Origin of the sequence: Bacillus sp. ISL-34 (assembly GCF_018613325.1) — a bacterium.
Lineage (GTDB): Bacteria > Bacillota > Bacilli > Bacillales > DSM-1321 > Peribacillus.
Map to the genome: position 1 here is coordinate 194,116 of NZ_JAGGQJ010000025.1, position 23,874 is coordinate 217,989.

Sequence of the window (23,874 nt, forward strand, 5' to 3'; positions counted from 1 at the left end):
AATGCTTCTCCCTCCGCGTTATTAAGCATTTAATTTCGTTGTTTTCGTTCTAGTTTTCAAGTTCATTTTAGGACGCTTGGAAAATGCTATTGTCAAAATGAATGGCACAACGAAAGCAACCAACATCGCGAGTGCAAACATTCCCATATGCTGCGGCTGGATGGATAGGATACCTGGGATCCCTCCAACACCGATGGAGTTTGCCATTACTCCAGATCCGACTGAAACGATGCCTGCGAAGAGTGAACCGATCATACCGGCTAAGAACGGGAAGCCGTATTTCAGGTTAATCCCGAACATGGCTGGCTCGGTTACACCGAGATAACATGAAATCGTGGCGGGTATGGAAACTTGTCTTTCCTCCTGGTCCTTTCTGTTAATGTAAATCATCGCAAGCACTGCTGTACCTTGTGCAATATTGGATAATGCGATCATCGGCCATAGGTTCGTACCGCCCAGCTCACTCATAAGCTGAAGATCGATTGCGTTTGTCATGTGATGCAGGCCTGTAATGACAAGCGGTGCATAGGCAAAGCCGAAAACGGCAGCAAATAGCCAGCCAACTGATGAGGTCAATCCTGAATATACAACCGTAGAAATGACAGAACCGATTTTCCAGCCTATTGGCCCCAAAATGGTATGGGCAATGATTACGGTTGGAAGTAAAGCGAAAAATGGAACGACGATCATGGAAATGGAATTGTGCACTTTATCTCTCAAGAACCGTTCTAAATACGCCAAGACGAACCCTGCAAGTATTGCTGGAATGACTTGAGCCTGATAGCCGATCATATCGACCTGGGCAAAACCGAAATCCCAAAAAGGTATGTCACTTGCCTTTGTGTTTGCCACTGCATATGCATTAAGAAGTTGTGGGGAAACAAGGGTCAAACCAAGGACGATGCCGAGAATTTGAGTCGTGCCCATTTTCTTCGAGATCGACCATGTAATCCCAACAGGAAGAAAATGAAAAATAGCTTCACCTATTAGCCACAGGAAGGCATGGACACCTGCCCAAAATTGTGAAATATCCACAAGGGTCTTTGTGCTGTCATCGAACAATTTAATATCCCCGATGATATTGCGGAATCCAAGAATCAGGCCGCCAACGACTATGGCAGGAATCAGTGGAGTGAAAATATCTGCAAGATGTGCGATCATACGCTGCAGCCAGCTCATATTCTGTTTAGCCGCTTTTTTCACATCTTCTTTTGACGCTTCCTGTAGTCCAGCTATGGAAACGAATTCATTATAAAACGATGATACTTCGTTCCCGATTATGACCTGGAACTGGCCAGCTTGTGTAAATGTTCCTTTCACAAGCTTAATCGATTCGATATTCGTTACATCCGCCTTGGCGGGATCTTTCAAAGCAAAACGCATTCTTGTCGCACAATGCGTAACCGTCGCAATATTCTCTTTCCCTCCGACATGTTGAAGCAAATCCGTTGCTGGTTCTGTGTATTTACCCATTTCACTACTTCCTTTCCCTAGAAAGCAAAATATAGTTGTTTTTATAACCTGTACGTATAGGTTCTGTATACGCTTTCATATTATCCTGTACGTACAGGTATTGTCAAGAACTTTTTCCCTCACTTTAAAAGGATTGATTTTCATGTACTTTCATTTACTATACTGTTATTGCTAATATGGATGTTTGATAATATTCATGTTATCCCGTAATTTCTCAAGAAAGACGAGTAGCTGAAAAATTCCGAAATAGGGTATAATGATGATATAACCTCTCAATTAACATTTTAATGGTTAGAATTTAGCAGGGAAATGGGAGATGAACTTATGTCTGAATCTAATAAATTTCCACTTATATCAGGTAATCTTTCTCTGGATTTAGTGAATACGGAACTAGTCAGTCGTGGTCAACGGCAAGACTTATTACTTTCAGAACGGGATGTCCTGGACTGGCTTGCTGTAATAAAAGGGAAAAACTCATTTTGGGATAATCAGCTTCCCTTAAGAATTAAAGAGAGAATTCAACAGGTATATGTAGGCATTCTAGAAATGCGTACTATTTTAAGAAAACAATTTGAGTTAATAGCAGATGGGAATCCGATTCCTGATGAGTTTATCGCCTTTTTAGAAAATAAAATTGAAAAATCACCTTTCACTTATAAATTAATGGATCAAAAACTGGTTCCCATACCTGTTGGAGAAGCGGAAGATATCCTGCAATCTTATATTTCTTTTGACTTATTAACTTTAATTGAAGAACATAAGCTGTCATCACTAAAGCGATGCTCGAATGATGATTGCGTCTTGTTATTTATCGATGAAAGCGGAAGACGCAAGTGGTGTTCAATGAAAATATGCGGTAATAGAAAAAAGGTAGCACGATTTCAACACCGGAAATCTGATGATGAATGAAGATCTAACTTATTATATTAGTGGTCAGACTGTGTACAAATTTGAAGAAAGCTGGTTGCCTACAGTTTATTCATTATAAAACGTTCCAGCTGATTTCAGAAATCCGCCCCTTTCCGCCTACTGTCTGCCAAGCCGCGAGCGTCTGTGGCGTCTTGGCTAGCCAGGGAGTCGGCAGGAGGTCGCAAATTTCTTCAATCCATTTAGGGTTTTATAAAACAGTAAAAAACCTTGTTTGATTCATGGTTCGGGATGAGACCATTCTGAACCTCCTCTTGTCGACAAATTGAGTTGGCTTTTTTTATGTATTTTTAAACTAACCATTAAAAATAGTTTTGACAGGTTAGTTTAATTCGTGTAAAGTCTAATTATATAAAAAAGGAGGGGTAATATTGGACCGTATATCAGTAGCGAGGCATAAAGAAAAACGCTTTTTTCATATTCGTTATTTATCGAAGATGAAGGGAAAAGGAAGAAGCCCTTTACAGATAAATGTAAAGGACGCAATAACGGGGCTGATTGGGGGATTTTTAACTATATTCGCTTTAATTCTTTTAACAAAAATAACATCAGCAGTGTGGTTAATGGCTCCATTTGGTGCCAGCTGTGTACTGGCGTTCGGTCTGTGGAACGCACCATTATCACAGCCACGGAATATTATTGGCGGCCATTTTGTTTCAACATTCGTAGGTTTAGCTTCCTATCATTTTTTTGGCGATGAACCTTGGGCAATCGGCTTGGCTGTCGGATTAGCAATTGCGGTGATGATGCTGACAAAAACGACGCACCCACCAGCTGGGGCAGACCCGCTTGTAGTTATGCTTGGTCAGTATAGCTGGAGTTATTTATTTACGCCCGTTTTAACTGGTGCTGTGATAATCGTTTTACTGGCATTGTTAATTAATAATTTGCGCAGCAATCGGAGCTATCCAACTTTTTGGATTTGATTGCTTTTTAATGTGATTAAGCATGGAAAGTAACTTTGCAATGTTTCACTATCATGTAATAATTAAAAACGAGGAACTCTTAGGCTCCTCGTTTTTGTCAGTTATAAGTGCTGGTAATCCTGTAATTAATCAAGATCTCCCATAATTTTTATAAACCATTATTTTTCAGTGTTTAGTTTGACATGCGTTTCTGCCACTTCCACTCCGTTCACAAGGAGTGATATTCGATGGACTCCCTTGTAATGTCGACGTGTAGTAAGATCTTTCCAATTGTGGATTCTCACTCTTTCAACTCCTTCACCACCTGAGAAATCCCTATCTGCCAAAAGGAAAATTTTACGGGACGTTTTCTGATTGGCTTTTACGAAATCGATGGCATACTCAATGCGAAGTTTCGCTGTATTCTTCACTTGCACTTGAAAGCCGAAATGAAGTTCACTGGTTTCCCCAATATAAATTGAGTCTGGTTCATTTCTAATAAATGCGTTTGTAATGATATTCGGATTATTCAATACATCCGTGTATCCAAATAATGAAAGCACTTCTGGTTCTGCTTGACGAACTAGAGTCCTGCATCCCCGTCGGACAATCCAAATCGTGTTGGGTTCTCCGCTTTCATGCCAGCGCTTGGCAGTTTCTATTACGGCATTTGGATGATCTCTCGAAATGTCATTCAAGTTATTGGCCACACTTTTGCGTACATAGAGAGACGGGTCGTTTTTCAGGTTCTCAAGTACTTCCAAGACTGGTGCCGGATCGGATTTGAACATCGGTAAAGATTGCCCCCAAGGTAGCCTGGGCCTGCACCCCTCACTTGCCAGCCTGCGGACATGCTCATCCTCATGTTTTGTCCAGTTCTTCATCTTTTCGATCATTCGAGCGGGATCAAGCAAGATAAAAGCACGTACTGCAAATTCGGAGGATGACTTTGAAGTAAACCGCTCCAACGCATCAAGCGATAACGGCCAATCTTTCTTATTCAATCCATGTACTTCTACAAAATCCGGGAAAAATAAATATCTAAAACCTTCACAATCCTTATCAAGTCGATATAAAATACCCAAAGCCTCTTGATAATCACTTGGAAGATGCTTTCCAAGAGTAATGGAAATGTGCCTTATTCGTTCTTTTAACTTTCTTTCGTCCCAATGCTCATCCATAACTTCTCCAATGAACGATTCAGTAGAAAAGGACAGATACACGCCTCTTACTTTTTCACTGAATTCACGAATGAACGTTTCATTATATAAATCCTTTAAGGGTTCAGCCATTTTTTTCACTTCTTTTCTTCAGGTTAAATTAGCTTTTGGATACTTGCATTACCAACCCAGCTATCATTTCAACTTAATTATTTACTCTCATCCGTAGAGCGATGCATATCACTAAAAAAGGACAGCTTACTTTACAGAACAAGTCTGTCCAAAATCAAGTGAAGTTCATTCATCACTATTTGGAATGGCTGCATAAGAGCTGATTCTATACGAATCTATATACCTCTTTCCCATGGATGTAATCTTTGCACCAGAACCCGTTTCCCATAAGTCCATCTAATATCCCCATACAAAATCCCTCCCGAAATTTTCCTTTGTGTATAGTATGATAGTAGTAGCATATAAAGTAAAATATTCCTACCATATTAATGAATTAATCAAAACGACAAAAAGCCCACTCTGAAGAGCAAGGGCCTGCTTTAGCTTTTATCAAAGAAAAAGGGTCAGTCCCACTGAGTTAATACTTTAACACAGTGGGGACTGACCCCATTGTCTATTAGACATTTTGATTTTAGCTTTATCTGACCTTTCTTATCTATTTAATTGTTTCACTTTTACAGGCTTGTTTTCCTTGCTTAATTTGATGATTTGACCGATAATACTGATGGCAATTTCTTCTGATGTTTCCGAGTCAATTTCCAATCCGATTGGAGAATGGACCTGCTCCAACTGTTCTTGCGTGACCCCTTCACTTTTTAACTTTTCAAATATGCTTATGACCTTGCGTTTACTGGCTACCATCCCAACATATGCAATCGGAAATTGCAGTGCCGTTTTTAATACAATATCATCACAATCTTTTGTAACAATTACCACATATGATTTTTCATTTAGGTTGGCTGCGAGCAAAGCCTTTCCAATATCCTCGTTCACAAAAAGGTTTGTCGCATTAGGAAAGCGTTCCTTTGTACAATAACCAACGCGATCATCGACAATGCAATAAGGATATTCGAGGAAATCAGCGAGCTTTGCCAACGCGTGGCCTAAATGACCGGCCCCAGCCAGAATGAGTTCAGGCCTGCTTGTATAGACTTCAATAAAGACTCTTAACGTGCCGCCACAATTCATCTGAATTCCGTCTTTTGCATGTTTATTCAATTTATATTCAACGATTTTCGATTGGCCATCTTGGATCGCCTTTACACTATCTTCGATCACATAGTGTTCAGCCAAGCCCCCTCCGACAGTCCCTTCAATGGTACCATCCCGGTAGACAATCATTTTTCCAACATGCCTGGGAGTCGAGCCCTTTGATTCAATAATCATGGCTAGAGCAAAGGTTTCGTTTTGACGCGTCAGCATGGCCACTTTTTCCATCAGCTGCATGAAAAGCTCCCCCCTATCTTTAAACATTAATTCGGTTGATATTGCTTCATGCTAAGAAAATAACGTAAAAGATGTAACGCAACGGTTTTTCTGTAAGCCGCAGTGGAGCGTTGATCGTCGATTGGTCTAATGATCTTATCGAAGGCTGCCACAATTTCAGCGATGTCTGCATCGGCTAATGGTATCGTTTTTCCAACCAGCTTCTTCTCAATATCAATGGAACGAACCATCGTAGGTCCGACCGCCCCGAAGGCAAATCGAATGTCATCGATTCGATCTTTGCTTATCCGGACGAAACCCGCAAACGATACTTTGGCAATGGCATCTGCGTTGCGGTTGCCGACTTTCTCGAAAACGACATGTGAATCTCCTAATACAAACGGCAGAATAATCTCCGTTACTATTTCATTGTGAAAGTGTTGAACCTGTCGTGGACCTTGAATGAAATCGCTAATCGCAACCATGCGATCACCATTTACGGAGCGCAACAGAAGCTTTGCATTGTATACATATAATAAAGGAAGCATGTCACCGGCTGGAGAGGCGTTGCAAATATTACCGCCTAATGTTCCCCGGTTTCTAATTGCCGGGGCAGCAATTGTTTTAATTGCATTCTTTAAAGCAAAAGGAATCAACGGATTTTCAAGTAATTCACTATAGGTACAGCAGGCCCCGATGTGGAGATCCTTGTGATGTTGATACACCTGCTTTAATTCGGAAAGATGATTAATAAAAACAATCGGTTTAGGGATTTTTGGAGGTACTCCCCTTCTACTTTTGTGAAGAACCATAACATCGGTGCCTCCGGCTATGATTGCACAATCTTCTCTATTCAATTGGCTCAAAGTTTCGTCTAAACGCTCGAAGCGATACGCTGTTATTTTCTCTATCATAAGCCATCACCTTTTTTAGCTGCTAGGTTAATCGCCTCAACAATCATATTATAGCCCGTACATCGGCACAGATTTCCGGAGATGCCCTCACGAATTTCAGCCTCTGAAGGATGAGGATTTTCAGATAACAAGGCTGCACTTGCCATAATCATTCCCGGTATGCAATAGCCGCATTGCACTCCCCCGGCTATGGAATAGCTTTCATCTAAAATTTTAAATTGTTCCGTTTCAATGATGCCTTCGATCGTTTGAATATCGGCACCAGCAATCGAGCCAATTGGAATAAGACAGCTGTTTTGCAGGAGGTTATTCACAAAAACACTGCAGGCTCCGCACTCCCCTTCACCACAGCCTTCCTTTGTTCCGATTAACTCAAACTCATCTCTTAATAAATCTAGTAATCTTGCTGTAGCAGGGGCGTCAGTTTCTACCGTTCTTCCATTTAGTGTGAATTTAATCAACCCTCTTCACCTTCTTTCATCCAAAGACTTTCAATAATGACTTCCGGTGTAATCGGAATTTGCTGAAAAGAAGTGTGCAGGGCATCCTCAATCGCAGCTTGGACTGCTGGAGCACCTCCGATTAAAGTCAATTCACCTGCGCCCTTCGCCCCGTATGGACCATCAGCATAAGGGTTATCAAAGACCTTGCTTTCAATTGAAACAACATCCAATGAAGTTGGAGGTCCATAATCCGATATGCTTTTTTGTTGGATTCTACCTTGTTTTGACGTCATCTTTTCCAGATAACCGTATGCTAGCCCTTGAGCTAAACCACCGTCAATTTGGCCTTTCATAATCCGTTCATCGATGACCTTCCCAACTTCATAATTGCCGTATACTTTTTCTAACTTTAAATTACCTGTTAACGTATCAACTTCTACTTCAACGATATTAACGCCCCATGAATAAGCCGGGTAGGCATCTCCAGTGAAGGTTTTCTCGTCCCAAGGAATCATTTCACGGTGAACATAGTGCTCAACTACTTCCTGTTCCACCCCTGTTTGCCACTGATTCTTAAGTTTTTTTGCGGCACGTTCAAGCAATTTTCCAACAATCATCGTCGTCCTGGAAGCTACGGTCGGACCCGAGTCGGGAACCTCTTTTGTGTCGGGATAAGGGTACAAAATATCTTCGAACGGGAGGTTAAGTTCTTTGGCGACAATTTTACACAACGTCGTCAAAATACCTTGTCCCATATCAGAGTTTGAGATTTTTAGTGATACCTGGTCGTCCTTTGATTTAACCAGTTTCACCTTTGCTTTAATATGATCTCTTTCGCCACTGCCAGTAAATCCACAGCCGTGGAGGAACAGCGAAGTTCCTATGCCTTTTTTATAGCGCTGATTTTGTTGATTTAAGCGCTGAAAGTCTTCTTTTTTCTTTTTGTATTCTGACAAGTTGAGTACGTCCTCAATCATTTCTTCCACTAATATCGGGTCGCGGAATTTACCTTTGGTGATGGTGGGGTCTCCTTGTTTGACGAGGTATTTTCGTTTATATTCAAGCGGGTCGATTTTTGCCAGTTTACTAAGATGTCCAATATGACTTTCGATTCCGGCAAAGCTTTGAGGAGCACCAAAGCCTCTGAAGGCGCCGTTCGGAACGGTATTGGTTTTTAGGACATAGCCTTTTGCATGAAAATGCGGAATTTTATAAACACCGGCACTGTTTATTAATGCGCGCTGCAGCACGACAGAGCTCAATCCCACATTTGCCCCTCCATCGAGAAAGATGTCAACACACATGCTCAAAATATTTCCTTCCTTATCAAGGGCCGTCCGATATTTGAGTTTGGCCGGATGCCTTTTCGTCGTTACCAGCATATCCTCAGAACGGTCGAACACGAGCATTACCGATTTTTTGACTGCTCTTGCGGCAACGGCTACGTGACAAGCCATCATAGAAGGATAATCTTCTTTGCCGCCAAAACCTCCGCCGGTAGGACTTTGAACAACTCTGACTTCATCGTCACCACAGGCTAATGCGCTTAGCAATGCATTTTTTATATAATAAAGACATTGCATCGATCCCTGGACGACAATTTCATCATCCTTATAAACGGCGAGCATTCCTTGCGGCTCAAGATAGACATGCTCCTGATAACCCGTATCATATTCTTCTTCCATTATTTTATGGGCTCCCTGCTCGATAGCTGAAATGTTTTCTAAGCTTTCCCCAAATTCATAGCTTGCCAAAACTAAGGAAACTGATTTTTGCTTGATCGCTTCGTCCAATGTATAGATAGCCTGATGTTCTTCAAATTCAACCTTCACTTCATTTAACAAACTGTACAGAATATCCAGGTCTTTGCCCGTGAGCATGAGAATTGGCTCACCAATATAATTGACCCACTCATTGGCAAAAATGGGCTGATCTTCTTTGATAATTTTGACATAATTCGGTCCGGGGATATTCTCTGCTCCAACAGCTTCATACCCTTCCGGAAGGTTAGGTAATTGAATGGATATGATTTTTCCATAAGCAATTGGCGATCGATACAAAACACCATAAACCATATTTTCCACTTTTACGTCACTAATATAGGGCAACTGGCCCGATACTTTACCTTTATGGTCCTTTTTGGGCACTGAGGTGCTTATGTCTTTGAGATTCATTGCAACAACACCCTTCGACTCATTTTTTTAATGGGACATATTCTGAATAGAAACCTCTTCCTATGATTTTATCAATGAGAATGAACTTTTATGATTCATTTCTATTCAAGATTTTCGTAGTTTTTAATTTTATTTTTACTTCGAGAAATTTAAAGCATTATCATAATCAATGGCTCTTTGGTAATCCTCTGGTGTATCAACATCCATTAATACTCCCGCATCATCTACATTCATGTATTTCTTTTCGTAATCGCCCAGGACCACACGCAAATTACTTTCTGGATTGGTTTCGAGTATTTTCTGTTTCACTTCGCTTGATAATTTAATGGGATGGCCGCCTTTATAGTCAAAGCTGGGAATAACCACGTTTCCTTTGTGTTTTGCTAGTAACTGAACAGTCTCTTTTTTTACAAGCGGACAATCGCCGGGTGTTATAAAGAAGGTTGGGGCATTTACTTCGTTGCAGCCCTTTTGAATGGAATGAAACATTCCCTGGTTAAAGTTTTCATTATAAACAAACTTGATCTGAAATGAATAGGCATTTTCACTGATGATTTTGGCAAGTTCCTCTTGGATGATTTCCGCTTGAAATCCAGCTACGACGATGACCTTGCTGCATAATCCTTCAAATTTAGAGATCGTTTGCTCCAACACGCTCATTTGCCCCATCGGCAAAGTCATTTTAAATGCATTCGCTCGGCTGGAATATCCAGCAGCTAGGACGATTGCTTCCATATTTGTCACCTTCTACCTATCATTTTTCTTAAATCTCACAATAAAATCACAAGCGGAGGAAGGCTCTATGGACTATTAAGAGAACATTGATTATTGTTTATGTTTTGAATTTTAATTAAAGAATCTGGATAGTGTTTTTTCTTTATATGCGTAAAAACCTCATTATATTACTTATTAACCAACTTGATACTATTTTTAAATTATCAAAAGATATAAAGAGACAATACATAGTCCTTATTTTAAATGAAAGGCATTGTCGTTAGAAGTCTCCTTTACGGGACTGCTAACGACAATGCCTTTTTCTTTAACTATATCTAAATATAAGAAAGACAAAACATTTCGAATAAATGAATGAGTGAGTGTTTCCGCTATTTATTTGAATAGTTTGAAACAAGGTAATTTCAATGAACTTTTATAGTAATTATCATGGCTACTGGCTTGAATGATCAGGAGATTCCATCATTGAAAATGTCTTCCGGTCCTTCAATTACAGAAATGGGATAGATTGCTTTCTTCCACATATCATATTGAAAGGAAATGAATTGTACCTTAGGAAGCATGGGAAAGTGGATTGATATGGATTCCAAATACTTTGAGCCTATTACCCCGATTTTCATGTTGTTTCACCTCGAAAATCAAATAGTATTTTTATTATATGGCAAGTTCTTATTAGCACTAAAAAAATTCACCAAAAATAATGCTTTGAAAAATGAAAGTCCATCTCGTCATTGTTTGAAATATAAGAATGGGCACCTCTTTACGGAGGTCCCCATTAATGAAGGCAAGGTTTCTTGTTCAAAGGTACAATTCATTACGGGATATCATGTCCCATCGAGCTGGTTAAAATGTTAAACCATTGTTCTTTTTCCATGCTTAGGTTTAGTGAATCAATGGCGCTGTCCAATCTTTCTTTCTTACCGGATCCAACGATTGGAATGATTTTTGCAGGGTGCCTCAACAGCCATGCATACATCACTTCATCTATTCCGTTAGCACCGATTTCTTCTTTTATGATTTCTAACGTTTTTCTTAAGCGGGCAGCCTTTTCAGTCGATTCCTCAAAGATGCTTCCTCCTGCAAGTGGTGACCATGCCATAGGAGCCACGCCCGCTTGTTGACATAGATTAACAGTTCCGTCCTCGAAGTTTTCAAGATTATATGCAGAAAGCTCCAGCTGATTCGTCACAAGGGGATATTCTAGGTAAGATTGAAGCATATCCCATTGCGGTTTTTTGAAGTTCGATACGCCAAAGTTACGGACCTTTCCTGATTCTTTTAATTGATTAAACGCCTCAGCTGTTTCCGCCGGGTCCATCAGGGGATCCGGACGATGGATAAGCAATAAATCAATATAATCCGTTTTAAGATTCATAAGAGATTGTTCAACAGACTTTATTATATGGGTTTTACTAGTGTCATAATGGTGACTTTTATGAGAAGGACGGTTTTCTGATTTAAGAACTATGCCACATTTCGTAACGATCTCCATTTTATCACGTAAAGATGGCTTTAATGAAAGTGCGTTCCCAAAAATCTCCTCACACGTATAGCTGCCATATATATCGGCGTGATCATATGTAGTGACGCCCCGATCCATTCCGTGTTCAATAAGAGATAGGATTTCCTCGGTAGCAAATCTCCAATCCGCCAATCTCCACATACCGTGTACGATGCGTGAAAGACTAAGATCTTCAGTTAGATTGACTCTTTGCATGTTATTCTCCCCTTTTATATCATAATTGGGCCTAAGTTGTTTGGTACTGCTAACCTATGTTCTGCTTTCTATCATGATTAACCTTCGTTTATTTGTGTCAGTATCATTTGCTACTGCCATGAACCTTAGTATAATTTAAAATTTCGGAGAATCCTAATCTTGAGTGACCCTTTCATGCCATATTTCTTTAGTCTAGGTTCATGAACCTAAACTAAAGAAATATTGTCGTGCAATTTACCCGTTAGGTCCATAAGAAAAAGGCTGCCGAAGCAACCTCCTGAATATTGTTAGTTCCTTTGTGTTTTCTCATGTAATTCCACGATTTCTATCGCTAAATCCTTTGTTGTCATGGAAGTCATCAAGTGATCTTGTGCATGGATCAGGAGCAATGGAATTTCGAATTTTTCACCATTCACTTCTTGTTGAATCAATGCGGTTTGGATTTTATGTGCAGCAACAAATTCTTGTTCCGCTTCCTTTAATTTAACCTGGGCATCACTTGATTTACCTTGTTTTTGCAAGGCGATGGCTTCCATTGCACAACTGCGGGCATTACCGCTATGGAGAATTAATTGAAATGATAATTCTGATAGATCCTCTTTCGTTTTCGTCATATTAACACCCCTTTTGATAATATGTTATTTTGAAATTAATTGGAGGGCTGTACGCAATACTTCCTTGCCATTACATGATCCATAATGCATTGGATTTATCGTATCTACAGGTACTCCTTTTTCATCCCCTATTTTCTTTATATCATTAAGTAAATAACGAACTTGAGGTCCTAAAAGAATAACATCCACCTCATTTATGTGATTTCTAACTTCCATAGTGGCAATCGCCTGGATTTTTACGTTCAATCCTTCTTCCGCCGCCGCTTTCTCCATCTTATTAACCAATAGACTAGTAGACATTCCTGCAGAACAGCATAATAGTATATTCATCAGTATTCCTCCTTAAAATTAGGTACAGGTTATTTAATCAATTTAAATGTGCCCCATGGTTTAATATAATCCATTAAAAAATGTTCTTCTTTTACTACATGGGCAACTGCATTTTTTCGTTCATCCAATGGCATATCCCTTAAAATGACTTGAAGTTCACCTTTGTATTTACCAAAAGAATCATTGCCGATGAAAACGGCCCCTTTTCGCTGTGGGATACTTTCCCGAATTGCAAAATCTTCATTCGCATATTTTTTCCGAACTTCCACTGAACGGACCAAATATTCACTGATATCACCACGGCGAAGGTGTAATTCATCCAATACAACCTTTTGCTCAATTGGTGATGCATCCGAATGAAGTTCTACCTTCAGCTCGATCATGTCACGCTGTAATGATCCCAGCATTCTTAATTCCTCTTCACTCGCGTAAGCATTCCCGATGATGACATCATCTATTAAACCAGTTGCCCATAGATGCTTGGCCTGTACATCAATTGAAAGATCACGGTGCTGTTCTAATGTGCACAATCCATCATTAATACTCCAAGGACCTATATCACCAGTTTGTGAGGTAACGAATGCAGCTGTACGAATACCATGTTCTTTAAAACGTTTACTGCAGGAAATGAAGAAGTCGTAAGGAAGACCTGTGAATTTTTGGGGATAAAAATTATGACAGCCAATCATTTGATTTTTATTCCCTTGATGCGTCAGAATATTCGATAAATAATCAACATCATTACTCATATTCAATTCGATTTTCAATCCATAAGGATTATATGTCATTTTAGCTTCTTTCAGGCCATCGAACCCAAGGTCAAGACGAACACCGTCTGCTCCCATTTCTGCGAAAAAACTTAAGTCATCATAACTAATGCCAAACTTGTCGAAAACAGCAGGCGCAACATCAAGAATGACTTCCATATGTAACGTTTTCGCATAAGAAATAATACTTTTATATTCTTCCATGACAACTTCATAAGGTTTTGAGACCGATAATAAACATGTGAAAATTCGTTCGAAACCATATCCATGGGCAAGTTTAATATATTCCTTGTCTTTATCAGGTGTAGAGTGTTCCGGATAAATTGAAATTCCTAATCTTCTCATAAGCTATCATTCACTCCTTTTCTACTTTCTTTCCATTGAGCCCGCTTGGCCTGTAAACCCATTAAATAGTCACGGTAGCGGGAGGAAACCATTACAGAACAAATAACCGTTGGTACAATGACAATTAAATAATAAGTCGATCCCATTGCGCTAAACAGAATGATTGAAAAGCTAATGATTAAAATAGACAGGCCAACCGATTTCCAGGGTGTTAATTTTTCACCTAGGCCTGTTCGGGAAAAAATGATTTGGGCCCCTACAAATGATAGGATTGCGAAAATTATTTCAAGCATATTTAATGCCCGCTTTTTTATCTTCTGGTCCAGCTTCTATTTTATTTTCATCACGTAGATGTTGCTTCTCGAACATCTTGAAAAAGGGAAAATAGATCATTAAAGAGATGAAGAAATTCAATAACACCAGAACCCCGGCCATGATTGTCCAATTTGTACTTATGACAGCTGCGATTGGACTAAAGACCGTAAACGGCAGCTTAGCCATTATCATCGGTATCAAACCTAATTGAAAGAATGTATAAGAAACTATGACATTTACCAAGGGAGCAACAATGAACGGAACCATTAAAATGGGGTTCATGACAATTGGCGCTCCAAAAATGATAGGTTCGTTAATATTAAAAATCCCTGGAACAAAGGACAGTTTACCCAGTTCTTTCAAATACTTCGATTTTGAAAATAAGAACAGTACAACAAGCGATAAAGTCGATCCCGCCCCGCCGATCCATACGAACCATTGAATGAATTGTTCGGTAAATAGATTGGGTAAATTCGCCGCATTACCCGTTCTTGCAAATGTATCCATATTTTCGAGAATCGCCGAATCCCACATTGGCCGTATGATCGGACCTAATATTGCCGGTCCATGAATACCCAGCGACCAAAAGAAAACGATGAGAAAGACTGTAAGCAGACCACCTATTAAACTATTACCAACCAATAAATTTTTGAGAGGAGAGACCAAAGTAGTAATGATCGAGTTAATGTCAAAGCCTAAACCATAACGAATGCCCCAGAAAAGAAGGACCACGACTAATGTTGGAATAAGGGCCGCAAAGGAATTCGAAACCATTGGCGGAACGCTTTCCGGTAATTTGATTTTTATATCGCGTTTAATTAAAAAATGAAAAATCTCAACGGAAATCAGCGATGTTACTATTGCTCCGAATAAAGAGGCTGCGCTCAAAGAGCTGATAGGTAACCAGCGACCCGCTTCTATTACTCCTGGAACGGATTCCATGACTTGGGTAGGCACAACACATGTAATCAGAAAAGCTAAGACTGATAGAAGGCCTGCACTGAGCTGATCTAATTTATAATGGCCGGCAAGCGCTGACCCCACCCCAAAAGCTGCATATAAAGCCATTGCTCCCACTGTAAACCGAAACGGAACATCCAAAGCAGCACGATAAGGTGCAATCCATTCGTCATATCCATCGATTGGAAAATTCAACAAAATAACAAAGAATGAGCCAATGATCGTCAATGGTAGAGTTGCTAGAACACCGTGCCTGATTGCTAGCAGATGTCTTTGTGAACCAATTTTGTTTGCTACTGGAAGCACTTTCATTTCGAGTAACCCCATAAAATTATTCAATAACATTTCCTCCTTTTGATTAAATTCTGAAAAAACAAATAATTTCAATAAATAAACATTATAACGTTATATTGATTATGTCAATATTTTTATTGAAAATATGAATTGTGCAAACTTTTAAATTTTAGGGTACTTATTAAAATCCAGCCATAAAGCTGCAAGCGATAAAAGAGGTACAAAAAAAAGGGAAATCCCTCTCGTGGACTTCCCTAGATTAATAGATTTTTTCCTCTCTAAAGACTTTCCTTATTGAACAGCCTGCTTCTCTAAGTTCAGGTGAAAATGGGAGGAAAATATTTTTATGCATACATTTTTAGGCCAATGATATTCCTGCTAAATTTATTCGTGATTTTTTTGCTGACCCTAATAATCAAGGGAAAAATCGTGAAGAAGCGATTGAAGCCTGAAACAAAATCAAGAAACTCCCAGGAAGCAATAAATATATGTCTAATAATAAGTCTTTTAAGCACATTTAAACATTTCTATTGTGATGTGATTTAAGTTTCGACGTTCATCAAAGGCTGTTTGTTTGCTTATTTCAAGCCAACGGAACCAGTTGAGGTAGTTATCCAATATTAAAACCAAGACTTTCTGATGCGTTCAGGATTTTATCTCCCCAATGCTTCTTTCCGATTCGCACAAGCCCAAGCCCACATACATTTCCCTACACTAATATTTGTTTAACTTTAATTATAGGTATATGATAGATAAAAAGGCTAAAGGTGGAACGACTTATTAATTCCGAAACGAGAAAACCAATAAACATTACCCTCAATCCGTACTTGGCTAATAGACTCGCTAATCTGGCTGAAGAAAGAAATATCCCCATCGAAAGACTGATGGATAAAGCTGTAGATTTGCTGCTTGAATACATGGAAGATAATGAGAGCGTTAATCAGGTGAAATACAGTAATAACGAAGCGATTGAAAAGAATAAAGAAATGATTGAAAAAAGTAGAGAATTCATTAATAAAAAACAAGCACTTACCTCCCTAGGTTAAGTGCTTGTTTCATACTGTAGGCAAACTCGATGAAAATCGAGTTTGCCTACAGTCTTTTTTTATTAAAATAGAGGATTAACCTGAGGTATGAGAATGTTTTCCTAACCTGATTCTATTCACCATCCCACTGCGGATTCCAAACGACTTCCCAAAGGTGTCCATCAGGGTCTTGAAAATGTGCAGAGTATCCTCCCCAGAAAGTGTCATGTGCCGGATCGGTTATGATTGCGCCAGCTTTTTTTGCTTTCTCCAACACAATATTCACTTCCTCTTTACTACCTACATTGTGACCAATGGTAAATTCAGTAGGACTTGCCGGGGACAAAGGAACCTTGGCCTCATGCGCTATATCCCTTCGATTCCAAATGGCAAGCTTTAGGCCTTCTTGCAGGTCGAAAAAGGCAACGGCTCCATGCTCAAATTCTTTGCCCACTATTCCTTCTGTTTGAAATCCCAGGCCATCCCGATAGAATTCCAGCGATTTTTCCAAATCATCCACACCTAATGTAATGACAGTAATACGTGGTTTCATGATTGACCCCCTTCTTACTACTACCTTCTATTGGTTACCAACTATTTTAGTTCAAACCAGATCAATATAAACCTTTTTTTGTCAATCTAAACGGAATTCCTGAATAGTAGAATGATTAACTGATCAGCTCGAATCTCAGGATTTCAAATTTACACTACTTAAAATGTAATGACCGAAAGGAAAAGCGATTACCAATGATTTATATTTATCCTCACCTTGAAACGTTTCCTAAAAGCACTCTGGTCCGCTTTTAAATTGAAGAACTTCCAGGTTCTTTTCGTATTGGTCCTCGTTACTTTATTATCCGGCACGATTTTCTATGTTAAGCAGGAAGGTCTATCTGTGATTGAACCCCTTTACTTCTGTATTGTTACCCTTAGCACGGTTGGGCATCCCAGCTTTGAACCGCAGACAACATTAGGAAAAGTGTTTACAATGATTTATATTGTAGGCGGCACCGGATTATTTATGGGCTTAATAGGATACCTAGCATACGCAATCATAAAGAAACCGGAAAACGAGAGCAACAGCAGCAAAATCTGAATGCATAGGAATGCTTATAATAATCGGCATTCCTTTTTGATTGGTGTAAATAATCGCCATTCAAAAAAGACCAAGAGAAGGTACTCCCCCAAATTATTGAAGTTTGAGCATGGACCTTAAATCCTCTATATATTGGTTTTTCTTCAGTTGTTTTGATCACAAGCCTATCCGTGGCAGGATACGGAGTACTGATTTAAATCGTAATTTCCACCTTTCCCCATAGAGCATCATCGATAGTTATTACTATGAAGTCCGGGATCGGGATTGTCACGTCAGAAAACTTCCATTTGATAAAATTTTCATTTTTTTTAAACCAATCAAGATAAGATGAGTCCCTACTTCTTACAATTGTTAGCACTATTTTATTGGTATATTATCTTTACCGCTCTTTACCCATCAAAAGGCCCCTCTCGATTGAGAGGGGCCTTTAATGGGTTGCATTTAACCTTCAAGCTCCTTTTTCTTGTTCAAGAGTTGGAGGTATTCCCTATCCAATTCCTCTATTTCATCTTTCTTTGTAACACTGGACAGTTTCCCAAGCGTCTCGATGATTTGCACTTCAATCATCAGAAGTTCTGCCTGTTTATCTTGATGAGCATCCTTACGCGTAGCCGATTTTGTTAATTCCTGATTGATTGCCCTTACTCTCGGAGGTTCATCTTCAAATGAAAGTGAATGCGTTGCAAGCGATTGGATCAATGAACGATCATGAGTCACAAAAACGATGGTTCCTGGATATGCTTCTAACACTTCGGATAAAGCCTCTTTAGTATGAATATCCAGGTAATTTGTAGGTTCATCCAAAACCAGTACATTATAATTTCCCAAAAAAACTTTTGCAAGGGAAGCCCTGACTCTTTCCCCACCGCTTAAAAGTGATACTTGTTTATGAACATCATTTCCTTTAAAAGCTAATCGTGATAATAGCGTACGAATAAAGGCTTGATTGTAGGGACTGTCCTCCAATATATTTTCAAGAACCGTTTTATGTTCATTCAAGTTTTCTTGTTGTTGGGCAAAAAATCCAATCTTTGCTGGCTTCGCGACATATAAATCCTCGTGCCGTTCTACTATTTTTTTCAATAATGTCGTTTTTCCTGAACCATTTTGACCATTGATGGCGAGTCTGCATGCTAGAGGGACATCTCCAAAAATATGTTGTTTCAGCATCCTTGACCCAACTTTCAGGGAACAGCCATTAAATCGAATGACCCTTTTGCTGTGCAATGATGGAAATTCTGAAATATCAAAGATGATAGGGGGATCTTCCCTCGGTTTTTCTTTTTTTGCTAATTTTTCGATTCGAGTTTCAATCGCTTCAGCAGAACGGTTCAATTTCGCCTTCTGTTTCCCAGAGCTGCGTTTATGGAGCCTTGCTTCTGAATTGCCCATTCGTTTAGGGGCTTTCCTAATTGAATCAGATTTGGCTTGGAGGTTTTGTGCAGCCTGCTTCAATCTGTTCATTTCGCGGGTATACTCTTCATATTCCTTATTTTCCTTTTCTGTTTTTGCTTGCTTTTGTTTGATATACGCTTCGTAATTCCCTTCATATACAGTTACCTTGCCTTGCTCGACCTCCCATATTGTTGTACACAGTTGATTTAAGAATGCTTTATCATGTGAAGTAAGCAAAATGGCGCCATTAAAGGACTTTAAATCCTTTTCCAATTGTTCAATTCCGAATATATCCAAATGGCTGGTAGGTTCATCCGCAATCAATACATCACAATTGGAAGACAGAGCTGCGGCGATTTTTCTTCGAGTACGTTCGCCGCCGCTTATATTTTCTTGATCCTCATTGGGCAGCTTCCATATGCTCGTTAATAACCCGCTTATTTCTTGTTCAGTTTCTTCCATCTGTGGGATATAGCTGACTGTTCCTTTGCTCTCTATATGACCGGAATCTGGTTCCCTCACGCCCGCTAGTATAGAGAGCAGGGTCGTTTTACCTTCTCCATTCCTACCAACCAAGCCAACACGGTCATGACTGTAAAGATGAAGTGTATCGACGGAAAGAACTTCACGGCTCCCGTAGCTTTTCTTTAAATCATTCGCTTTTAGAAATAACATAAAAAATCCCCCTCCATTTTTCTAGAGAGAGATCGCCTGCTACTAAATTAATATACATAAACCAAATATACCTCTTCTGATAACAGAAAAAGTAGATGTATATGAATTAGTACCTATAAACGAACAGACGAATCCCATCTCTAAACATAATCATTAAAAATCTCACATGGGTATCTAAGATTCTTGTTCAAATGAAAAAGTGAATTCACTTTACTTACCGATAAATCCGGTAAGCAACCAAAGTGACGCGTATTTTCATTTAACATCTAACCGATTGCACCCATCGAAATTGATTTAGATTTACTGTTTATTAGATAAGATTACTGCTTCATTGTATAAGGTACCTTTTCCTTCCAATGTAATGAATTAATGATTGCATATTATTCATATGTTTGTAAAGCAGATTTATACCCTTTTTCCTTAATTCATTAAAACAAGAGAATTAATTAATTGGGTTCTACATGGACATGAACATCATACACGCCATGATCTTTCATCATCACTTTTTCTACATGTGTCGCTATATCATGTGCTTCTTTAATATCCAAGGTAGAATTGACAAGGATCACAACATCAATCACTTCATTGTTCCCGTAATTTCTTCCTTTAATTTCTTTTATCCCCTTGACTCCATCCACATTTGTAATTACATCCTTATATAGATGAATTTTATTTTCATCAAATCCGTCAGAAAGTTCATGCGAGGCTTGAATGAATATATCCCAGGCTGTTTTGCATATTAATAATCCAACAATGACGGCAGTAAGGGAATCCAGCCAAGGCATATTTAATTGGGAACCAAAAATCCCTATAGCTGTTCCGATACTTACCCAAGCATCGGAAATATTATCTTTTGAGGCTGCCATAACGGCCTTACTATTAATTTTTATAGCAAGCTTTTTATTATATCGGTATACAAAATACATGGCTATTGCTGATAGAACACCTACATATCCTGCGATAATGTCAGGTGATTCCTTTCCACCTTTAAGCATGGAAGCAACTGCATCTATTAATACTTGTACACCAACAGCAAACATGATAAATGAAGCTACCATCGAAGCAATCGTTTCACTTTTCCAATGACCATAACCATGATCTTTATCGGGGGGTCTTTGTGCTAGCCTTAAACCGATCAGCACGGCAATGGACGCGATAATATCAGTCGTGTTGTTCAAACCATCCGCTTTCAAGGCCGCTGAGTCGCTTATGTATCCGATAGCCAGCTTCATGATTGATAGGCAAATATAAGCAATTATACTAATGATTGCACCACGTTCGCCTAATTTGAGGTCATTATATTTTTGTTCTTCCATTCAACTTCCCCCCACAATTAAGTACTTGAATATAATATCAACTTAAAAATGGGTGGGTCTATAGCAACCTTTTTGTATCGCTTTATATAAGTAAGATATATATAACTATGTTGCATACGGCAAACTGTCTGAAAAGAATGATATTGATGAATCCCTGATCAAATCCCCGGAAAATAACTAAATCCAAATGAGATTTATATCTTTTTTTCGACAGTAAAACTAAATAAAGTTCCGCTTTCATTTGATTCCAAATTATATTTTATATGTAGTGTCTTAGCTATATCCTCAATTATTTTTAAGCCAAGCCCCTTACTTTTACTATCGATATCAAAACCAATCCCATTATCCTTGATACTGACCACATTATTTTCAATGGTTATCACAAGTTTATCAGCCCTTGAGTGATTCAACACATTTTGGAAAACGTTATCGAATAACCTTTGGAGCCACAAATCATTACTTATCCATTCCAACTCTCCATTTAATGAATGATATATTAATTCAATACCATGCATGTTATACAAATAGCCCCATTTTCTAACCATCATTTTTAATAAATCGTGCACATTCACTTCATCATTTAAGATATAAGAATTATCTAACGCATCTGTGGATTGAATTTTATATTCATTTGTTAATTCGGAAATATAATCAATTTGTTGATATAGTGATTGTAATAGTGGGACTTGATTCGTATATTGATCTTCTAAATAAAATAATTGTAATCTTATTGCTGTTAAAGGTGTATTGATGTCATGCCTTAATTTATTTAAGAGTTCCTTTTTCAATTCCTCCTGTTGTTTTAGTTCCAATTCTCGATAGGTCGTTCTTTCAATTAGTAAATTCACCGCTTTAGTTAATTTCCCGATTTCATCATCGCTTTTAACCTCTAATTTATTCGGAATCTCCTCATCACTAGCTAAGTTCCTGATGGTTTCATTCAATATATTTATTTTATTTAATAGCGAGTTTATAGATTTGGAAAATAAAAAGGCTAGCAAAAATAATGATAAAATAAATACTCCAAGCATTGTAGGATATGCAAAAGATTCATGAAAAGGAATGTCACTATTTTTGGATTTAAAGGCCAAATCATAAATTAGAGACATAAGAATACTGATTAACAGTAATATAAATGGCACGCTAATAACAGCGATAAATAACAATAGCTGGTATTTTTTCTTTAATTTCATTTCTTTATATAGGTATTCAATCTATACCCTTCTCCATATATATTTTGGATGATCTCTCCGGTGTTATCATTGATTTTTGTTCTGACTTTTTTTATATGTACATTAATGAGATTTTGATTCCTATCTTCGAGCTGCCATAAATATTCAAAGAAATGTTCTTTGGTTAAAATCCGATTCCTATTTTCATATAAATAGAAAAATATTTTACGCTCTATTGAAGTAAAAACCACTTCATTATGCAAGTCATTATTGAATACCTTTTTATGCTCGGCATCAATATATAAATGTTTAATTTGCGTGAAAGTACCATATTGATTTTCCAGCAATTTCTGCATTCTTAGTAATAGCTCCCTGGGATCAAAAGGCTTAGTCATATAATCCTCACCAATTGTCAAACCTTGGAGTTTGCTATCCATATCATTTCGGGCGGATAGAAAAATAACTGGAATATTTAATCCTAGACTTTTTACTTTCTTTGTAGTTTGATAGCCATCATCTCCTGGCAGCATAACATCCATAATGACTAAATCCATCTCATGGATAATATCTATAATATCTTTTCCTTCTTTCATCCAACATACATTGTACTCTTCGCGTTGCAAAATTTTTTTCAATAAATCACCAATCATCAAATCATCTTCAACTATTAAAATATTATATCTTTTCATCACAGGCCCTTTCTATATTCATTTGATAAATTCCATGGCAAGATCATATATTTCATCAGGTGCGTATAAATAAATGCTGTGCGTCCCTTTCAGTTTTATTACATCCGCTTTTAATAGTTTCTCTGCAAACTCCTCATAATCTTCATTTTTTTGTTTTGTATATTTTGAATTTTTATTTTCATCGGCAATCGCATCTAAAAATAAAATGGGTGTTTCTTTTGGAATCGGCAAGTTAACTGATTTTTTACCATTATTGTAACTCTGTAAAAGCTCTTGCTCCATATCATCATTAAAAAACTGTTTATATGATAGTGCTTTATACATTTCTTTTTCATGGTCAGTTAAGAATGATTGCCGGATCACTTCGGGATTATAAACAGCAGAGGGAACAAGACGGTGCAAACCCATTTTCGTTAAAATATTCACTCCTCTTACTGTCATTGAATCAACCATGCCCATTTTATGAGTTACATATTGGTGCGGTAAACCAATATCCAAAGCAATAATTCCCTTTACTTCACTTGGGTATTTTTGTGCCCAGTAAATAGCTTCAATACCTGATACTGAGTGTGGTACCAAAATATAAGGAGGTTTATTTCCACTTTCAATTAACGATTCCCTGCTTTGCTCCAATATTGTATCAATATCCCTATCATCGTGAAAAACATCACTGTATCCATATCCAGCTCTTTCAATGACTGCAATCTTATTTTCTTTTGAAAACTTACTATATAATCCCTTCATTTCATAAACAGGAGCAGCAATCCCGGAACCGGACATAAAAACGTATGTATCCTCCCCGCTTCCTTCCGTATATACATTAATTTCTTTGTTATTAAAATCAATGGATGTTCCTTCACTAATTAATGATGATTCCTTGCCCTTTTGATGATAATGGTAAATAAAAACAGCTATTGCTACAAATAAGATAATAGCAATGAAGGTAAATAAGATATTCTTTGCTACTTTCACCATTTTTCTCATATGGAAAACTCCTTT

24 protein-coding genes and 1 pseudogene are annotated in these 23,874 nt (G+C 38.3%); 5 read left to right on the plus strand and 20 right to left on the minus strand.

What is annotated here, in order from left to right; translation table 11 throughout:
• Window positions 1–21 precede the first annotated feature (21 nt).
• Window positions 22–1,473 carry a PTS system trehalose-specific EIIBC component gene (gene treP, locus J7E52_RS18305; protein ID WP_214749611.1) on the minus strand — a complete coding sequence of 484 codons (1,452 nt, stop codon included), beginning with the start codon at window positions 1,471–1,473 and terminating at the stop codon, window positions 22–24.
• Between the two features lie 324 nt (window positions 1,474–1,797).
• Here treP and J7E52_RS18310 point away from each other — a divergent pair, with 324 nt between their 5' ends.
• Together J7E52_RS18310 and J7E52_RS18315 are read left to right on the plus strand one after the other, a co-directional pair.
• Window positions 1,798–2,382: a CGNR zinc finger domain-containing protein gene (locus J7E52_RS18310; protein WP_214749750.1), complete on the plus strand. Its 585-nt coding sequence runs from the start codon at window positions 1,798–1,800 to the stop codon at window positions 2,380–2,382.
• Window positions 2,383–2,771: 389 nt separating this feature from the next.
• Entirely contained in the window at window positions 2,772–3,326 is a 555-nt protein-coding gene (locus J7E52_RS18315) for an HPP family protein (protein WP_214749613.1), read from the plus strand.
• 158 nt (window positions 3,327–3,484) lie between these two features.
• Here the strand turns inward: J7E52_RS18315 and J7E52_RS18320 are convergent, their stop codons facing one another.
• Window positions 3,485–4,597, minus strand: a complete 1,113-nt coding sequence (locus tag J7E52_RS18320) for a DNA alkylation repair protein (protein WP_214749616.1) — start codon at window positions 4,595–4,597, stop codon at window positions 3,485–3,487.
• Window positions 4,598–4,695: 98 nt separating this feature from the next.
• On the opposite strand from J7E52_RS18320, the pseudogene J7E52_RS27065 reads away from it, so the two are divergent.
• Window positions 4,696–4,793 (plus strand): annotated as a pseudogene (locus tag J7E52_RS27065) (IS6 family transposase); the annotation flags it as partial.
• 335 nt (window positions 4,794–5,128) lie between these two features.
• Here the strand turns inward: J7E52_RS27065 and J7E52_RS18325 are convergent.
• The 12 genes from J7E52_RS18325 to J7E52_RS18380 form a co-directional block, all read right to left on the minus strand.
• A complete protein-coding gene (locus J7E52_RS18325; RefSeq protein ID WP_214749619.1) occupies window positions 5,129–5,923 on the minus strand; it encodes an XdhC family protein in 795 nt (264 codons plus the stop codon).
• A 26-nt stretch (window positions 5,924–5,949) separates the two neighbouring features.
• On the minus strand, window positions 5,950–6,816 hold the full coding sequence (locus J7E52_RS18330; RefSeq protein WP_214749622.1) for an FAD binding domain-containing protein: 867 nt from the start codon (window positions 6,814–6,816) through the stop codon (window positions 5,950–5,952).
• Complete coding sequence (locus J7E52_RS18335; protein WP_034312987.1) at window positions 6,813–7,277, minus strand: (2Fe-2S)-binding protein; 465 nt, start codon at window positions 7,275–7,277, stop codon at window positions 6,813–6,815. The genes J7E52_RS18330 and J7E52_RS18335 overlap by 4 nt, the downstream gene beginning before the upstream one ends.
• A complete protein-coding gene (locus J7E52_RS18340) occupies window positions 7,274–9,433 on the minus strand; it encodes a xanthine dehydrogenase family protein molybdopterin-binding subunit (RefSeq protein WP_214749626.1) in 2,160 nt (719 codons plus the stop codon). The genes J7E52_RS18335 and J7E52_RS18340 overlap by 4 nt, the downstream gene beginning before the upstream one ends.
• Window positions 9,434–9,568: 135 nt before the next feature.
• Window positions 9,569–10,168 (minus strand): nucleotidyltransferase family protein, encoded by a 600-nt coding sequence (locus tag J7E52_RS18345; RefSeq protein ID WP_214749629.1) that lies wholly within the window; start codon window positions 10,166–10,168, stop codon window positions 9,569–9,571.
• Window positions 10,169–10,614: 446 nt separating this feature from the next.
• Window positions 10,615–10,785: a hypothetical protein gene (locus J7E52_RS18350; RefSeq protein WP_214749632.1), complete on the minus strand. Its 171-nt coding sequence runs from the start codon at window positions 10,783–10,785 to the stop codon at window positions 10,615–10,617.
• Between the two features lie 194 nt (window positions 10,786–10,979).
• Window positions 10,980–11,882, minus strand: a complete 903-nt coding sequence (locus J7E52_RS18355) for an aldo/keto reductase (RefSeq protein WP_214749635.1) — start codon at window positions 11,880–11,882, stop codon at window positions 10,980–10,982.
• Between the two features lie 287 nt (window positions 11,883–12,169).
• Complete coding sequence (locus J7E52_RS18360) at window positions 12,170–12,496, minus strand: PTS sugar transporter subunit IIA (protein WP_214749637.1); 327 nt, start codon at window positions 12,494–12,496, stop codon at window positions 12,170–12,172.
• Window positions 12,497–12,520: 24 nt separating this feature from the next.
• Window positions 12,521–12,826 (minus strand): PTS sugar transporter subunit IIB, encoded by a 306-nt coding sequence (locus J7E52_RS18365; RefSeq protein ID WP_214749640.1) that lies wholly within the window; start codon window positions 12,824–12,826, stop codon window positions 12,521–12,523.
• 29 nt (window positions 12,827–12,855) lie between these two features.
• Window positions 12,856–13,938: a DUF871 domain-containing protein gene (locus J7E52_RS18370; protein WP_214749643.1), complete on the minus strand. Its 1,083-nt coding sequence runs from the start codon at window positions 13,936–13,938 to the stop codon at window positions 12,856–12,858.
• A complete protein-coding gene (locus J7E52_RS18375) occupies window positions 13,935–14,231 on the minus strand; it encodes a hypothetical protein (RefSeq protein WP_214749645.1) in 297 nt (98 codons plus the stop codon). The genes J7E52_RS18370 and J7E52_RS18375 overlap by 4 nt, the downstream gene beginning before the upstream one ends.
• Window positions 14,224–15,552, minus strand: a complete 1,329-nt coding sequence (locus J7E52_RS18380) for a PTS sugar transporter subunit IIC (RefSeq protein WP_214749648.1) — start codon at window positions 15,550–15,552, stop codon at window positions 14,224–14,226. The genes J7E52_RS18375 and J7E52_RS18380 overlap by 8 nt, the downstream gene beginning before the upstream one ends.
• A 722-nt stretch (window positions 15,553–16,274) precedes the next feature.
• Here J7E52_RS18380 and J7E52_RS18385 point away from each other — a divergent pair.
• Window positions 16,275–16,553 carry a ribbon-helix-helix domain-containing protein gene (locus tag J7E52_RS18385; protein ID WP_214749651.1) on the plus strand — a complete coding sequence of 93 codons (279 nt, stop codon included), beginning with the start codon at window positions 16,275–16,277 and terminating at the stop codon, window positions 16,551–16,553.
• A 112-nt stretch (window positions 16,554–16,665) separates the two neighbouring features.
• Here J7E52_RS18385 and J7E52_RS18390 read toward each other — a convergent pair whose 3' ends face one another.
• Complete coding sequence (locus J7E52_RS18390; RefSeq protein ID WP_214749654.1) at window positions 16,666–17,085, minus strand: VOC family protein; 420 nt, start codon at window positions 17,083–17,085, stop codon at window positions 16,666–16,668.
• Between the two features lie 282 nt (window positions 17,086–17,367).
• Between J7E52_RS18390 and J7E52_RS18395 the strand changes: the two genes are divergently transcribed.
• The gene (locus J7E52_RS18395; RefSeq protein ID WP_396020294.1) at window positions 17,368–17,628 is read left to right on the plus strand and encodes a potassium channel family protein; all 261 of its coding nucleotides are present in this window, start codon (window positions 17,368–17,370) and stop codon (window positions 17,626–17,628) included.
• 441 nt (window positions 17,629–18,069) lie between these two features.
• Here the strand turns inward: J7E52_RS18395 and abc-f are convergent, their stop codons facing one another.
• The 5 genes from abc-f to J7E52_RS18420 all read right to left on the minus strand — a co-directional run bounded on the left by abc-f (window position 18,070) and on the right by J7E52_RS18420 (window position 23,859).
• Window positions 18,070–19,698: a ribosomal protection-like ABC-F family protein gene (gene abc-f / locus J7E52_RS18400; protein ID WP_214749657.1), complete on the minus strand. Its 1,629-nt coding sequence runs from the start codon at window positions 19,696–19,698 to the stop codon at window positions 18,070–18,072.
• Between the two features lie 446 nt (window positions 19,699–20,144).
• Window positions 20,145–21,014, minus strand: coding sequence for a cation diffusion facilitator family transporter (locus J7E52_RS18405; RefSeq protein WP_148356810.1), 870 nt, complete (start codon window positions 21,012–21,014; stop codon window positions 20,145–20,147).
• Window positions 21,015–21,208: 194 nt separating this feature from the next.
• Complete coding sequence (locus J7E52_RS18410; protein WP_214749661.1) at window positions 21,209–22,207, minus strand: sensor histidine kinase; 999 nt, start codon at window positions 22,205–22,207, stop codon at window positions 21,209–21,211.
• Window positions 22,204–22,875: a response regulator transcription factor gene (locus J7E52_RS18415; protein WP_214749663.1), complete on the minus strand. Its 672-nt coding sequence runs from the start codon at window positions 22,873–22,875 to the stop codon at window positions 22,204–22,206. The genes J7E52_RS18410 and J7E52_RS18415 overlap by 4 nt, the downstream gene beginning before the upstream one ends.
• An 18-nt stretch (window positions 22,876–22,893) precedes the next feature.
• The gene (locus tag J7E52_RS18420) at window positions 22,894–23,859 is read right to left on the minus strand and encodes an alpha/beta fold hydrolase (RefSeq protein WP_214749666.1); all 966 of its coding nucleotides are present in this window, start codon (window positions 23,857–23,859) and stop codon (window positions 22,894–22,896) included.
• Window positions 23,860–23,874 lie beyond the last annotated feature (15 nt).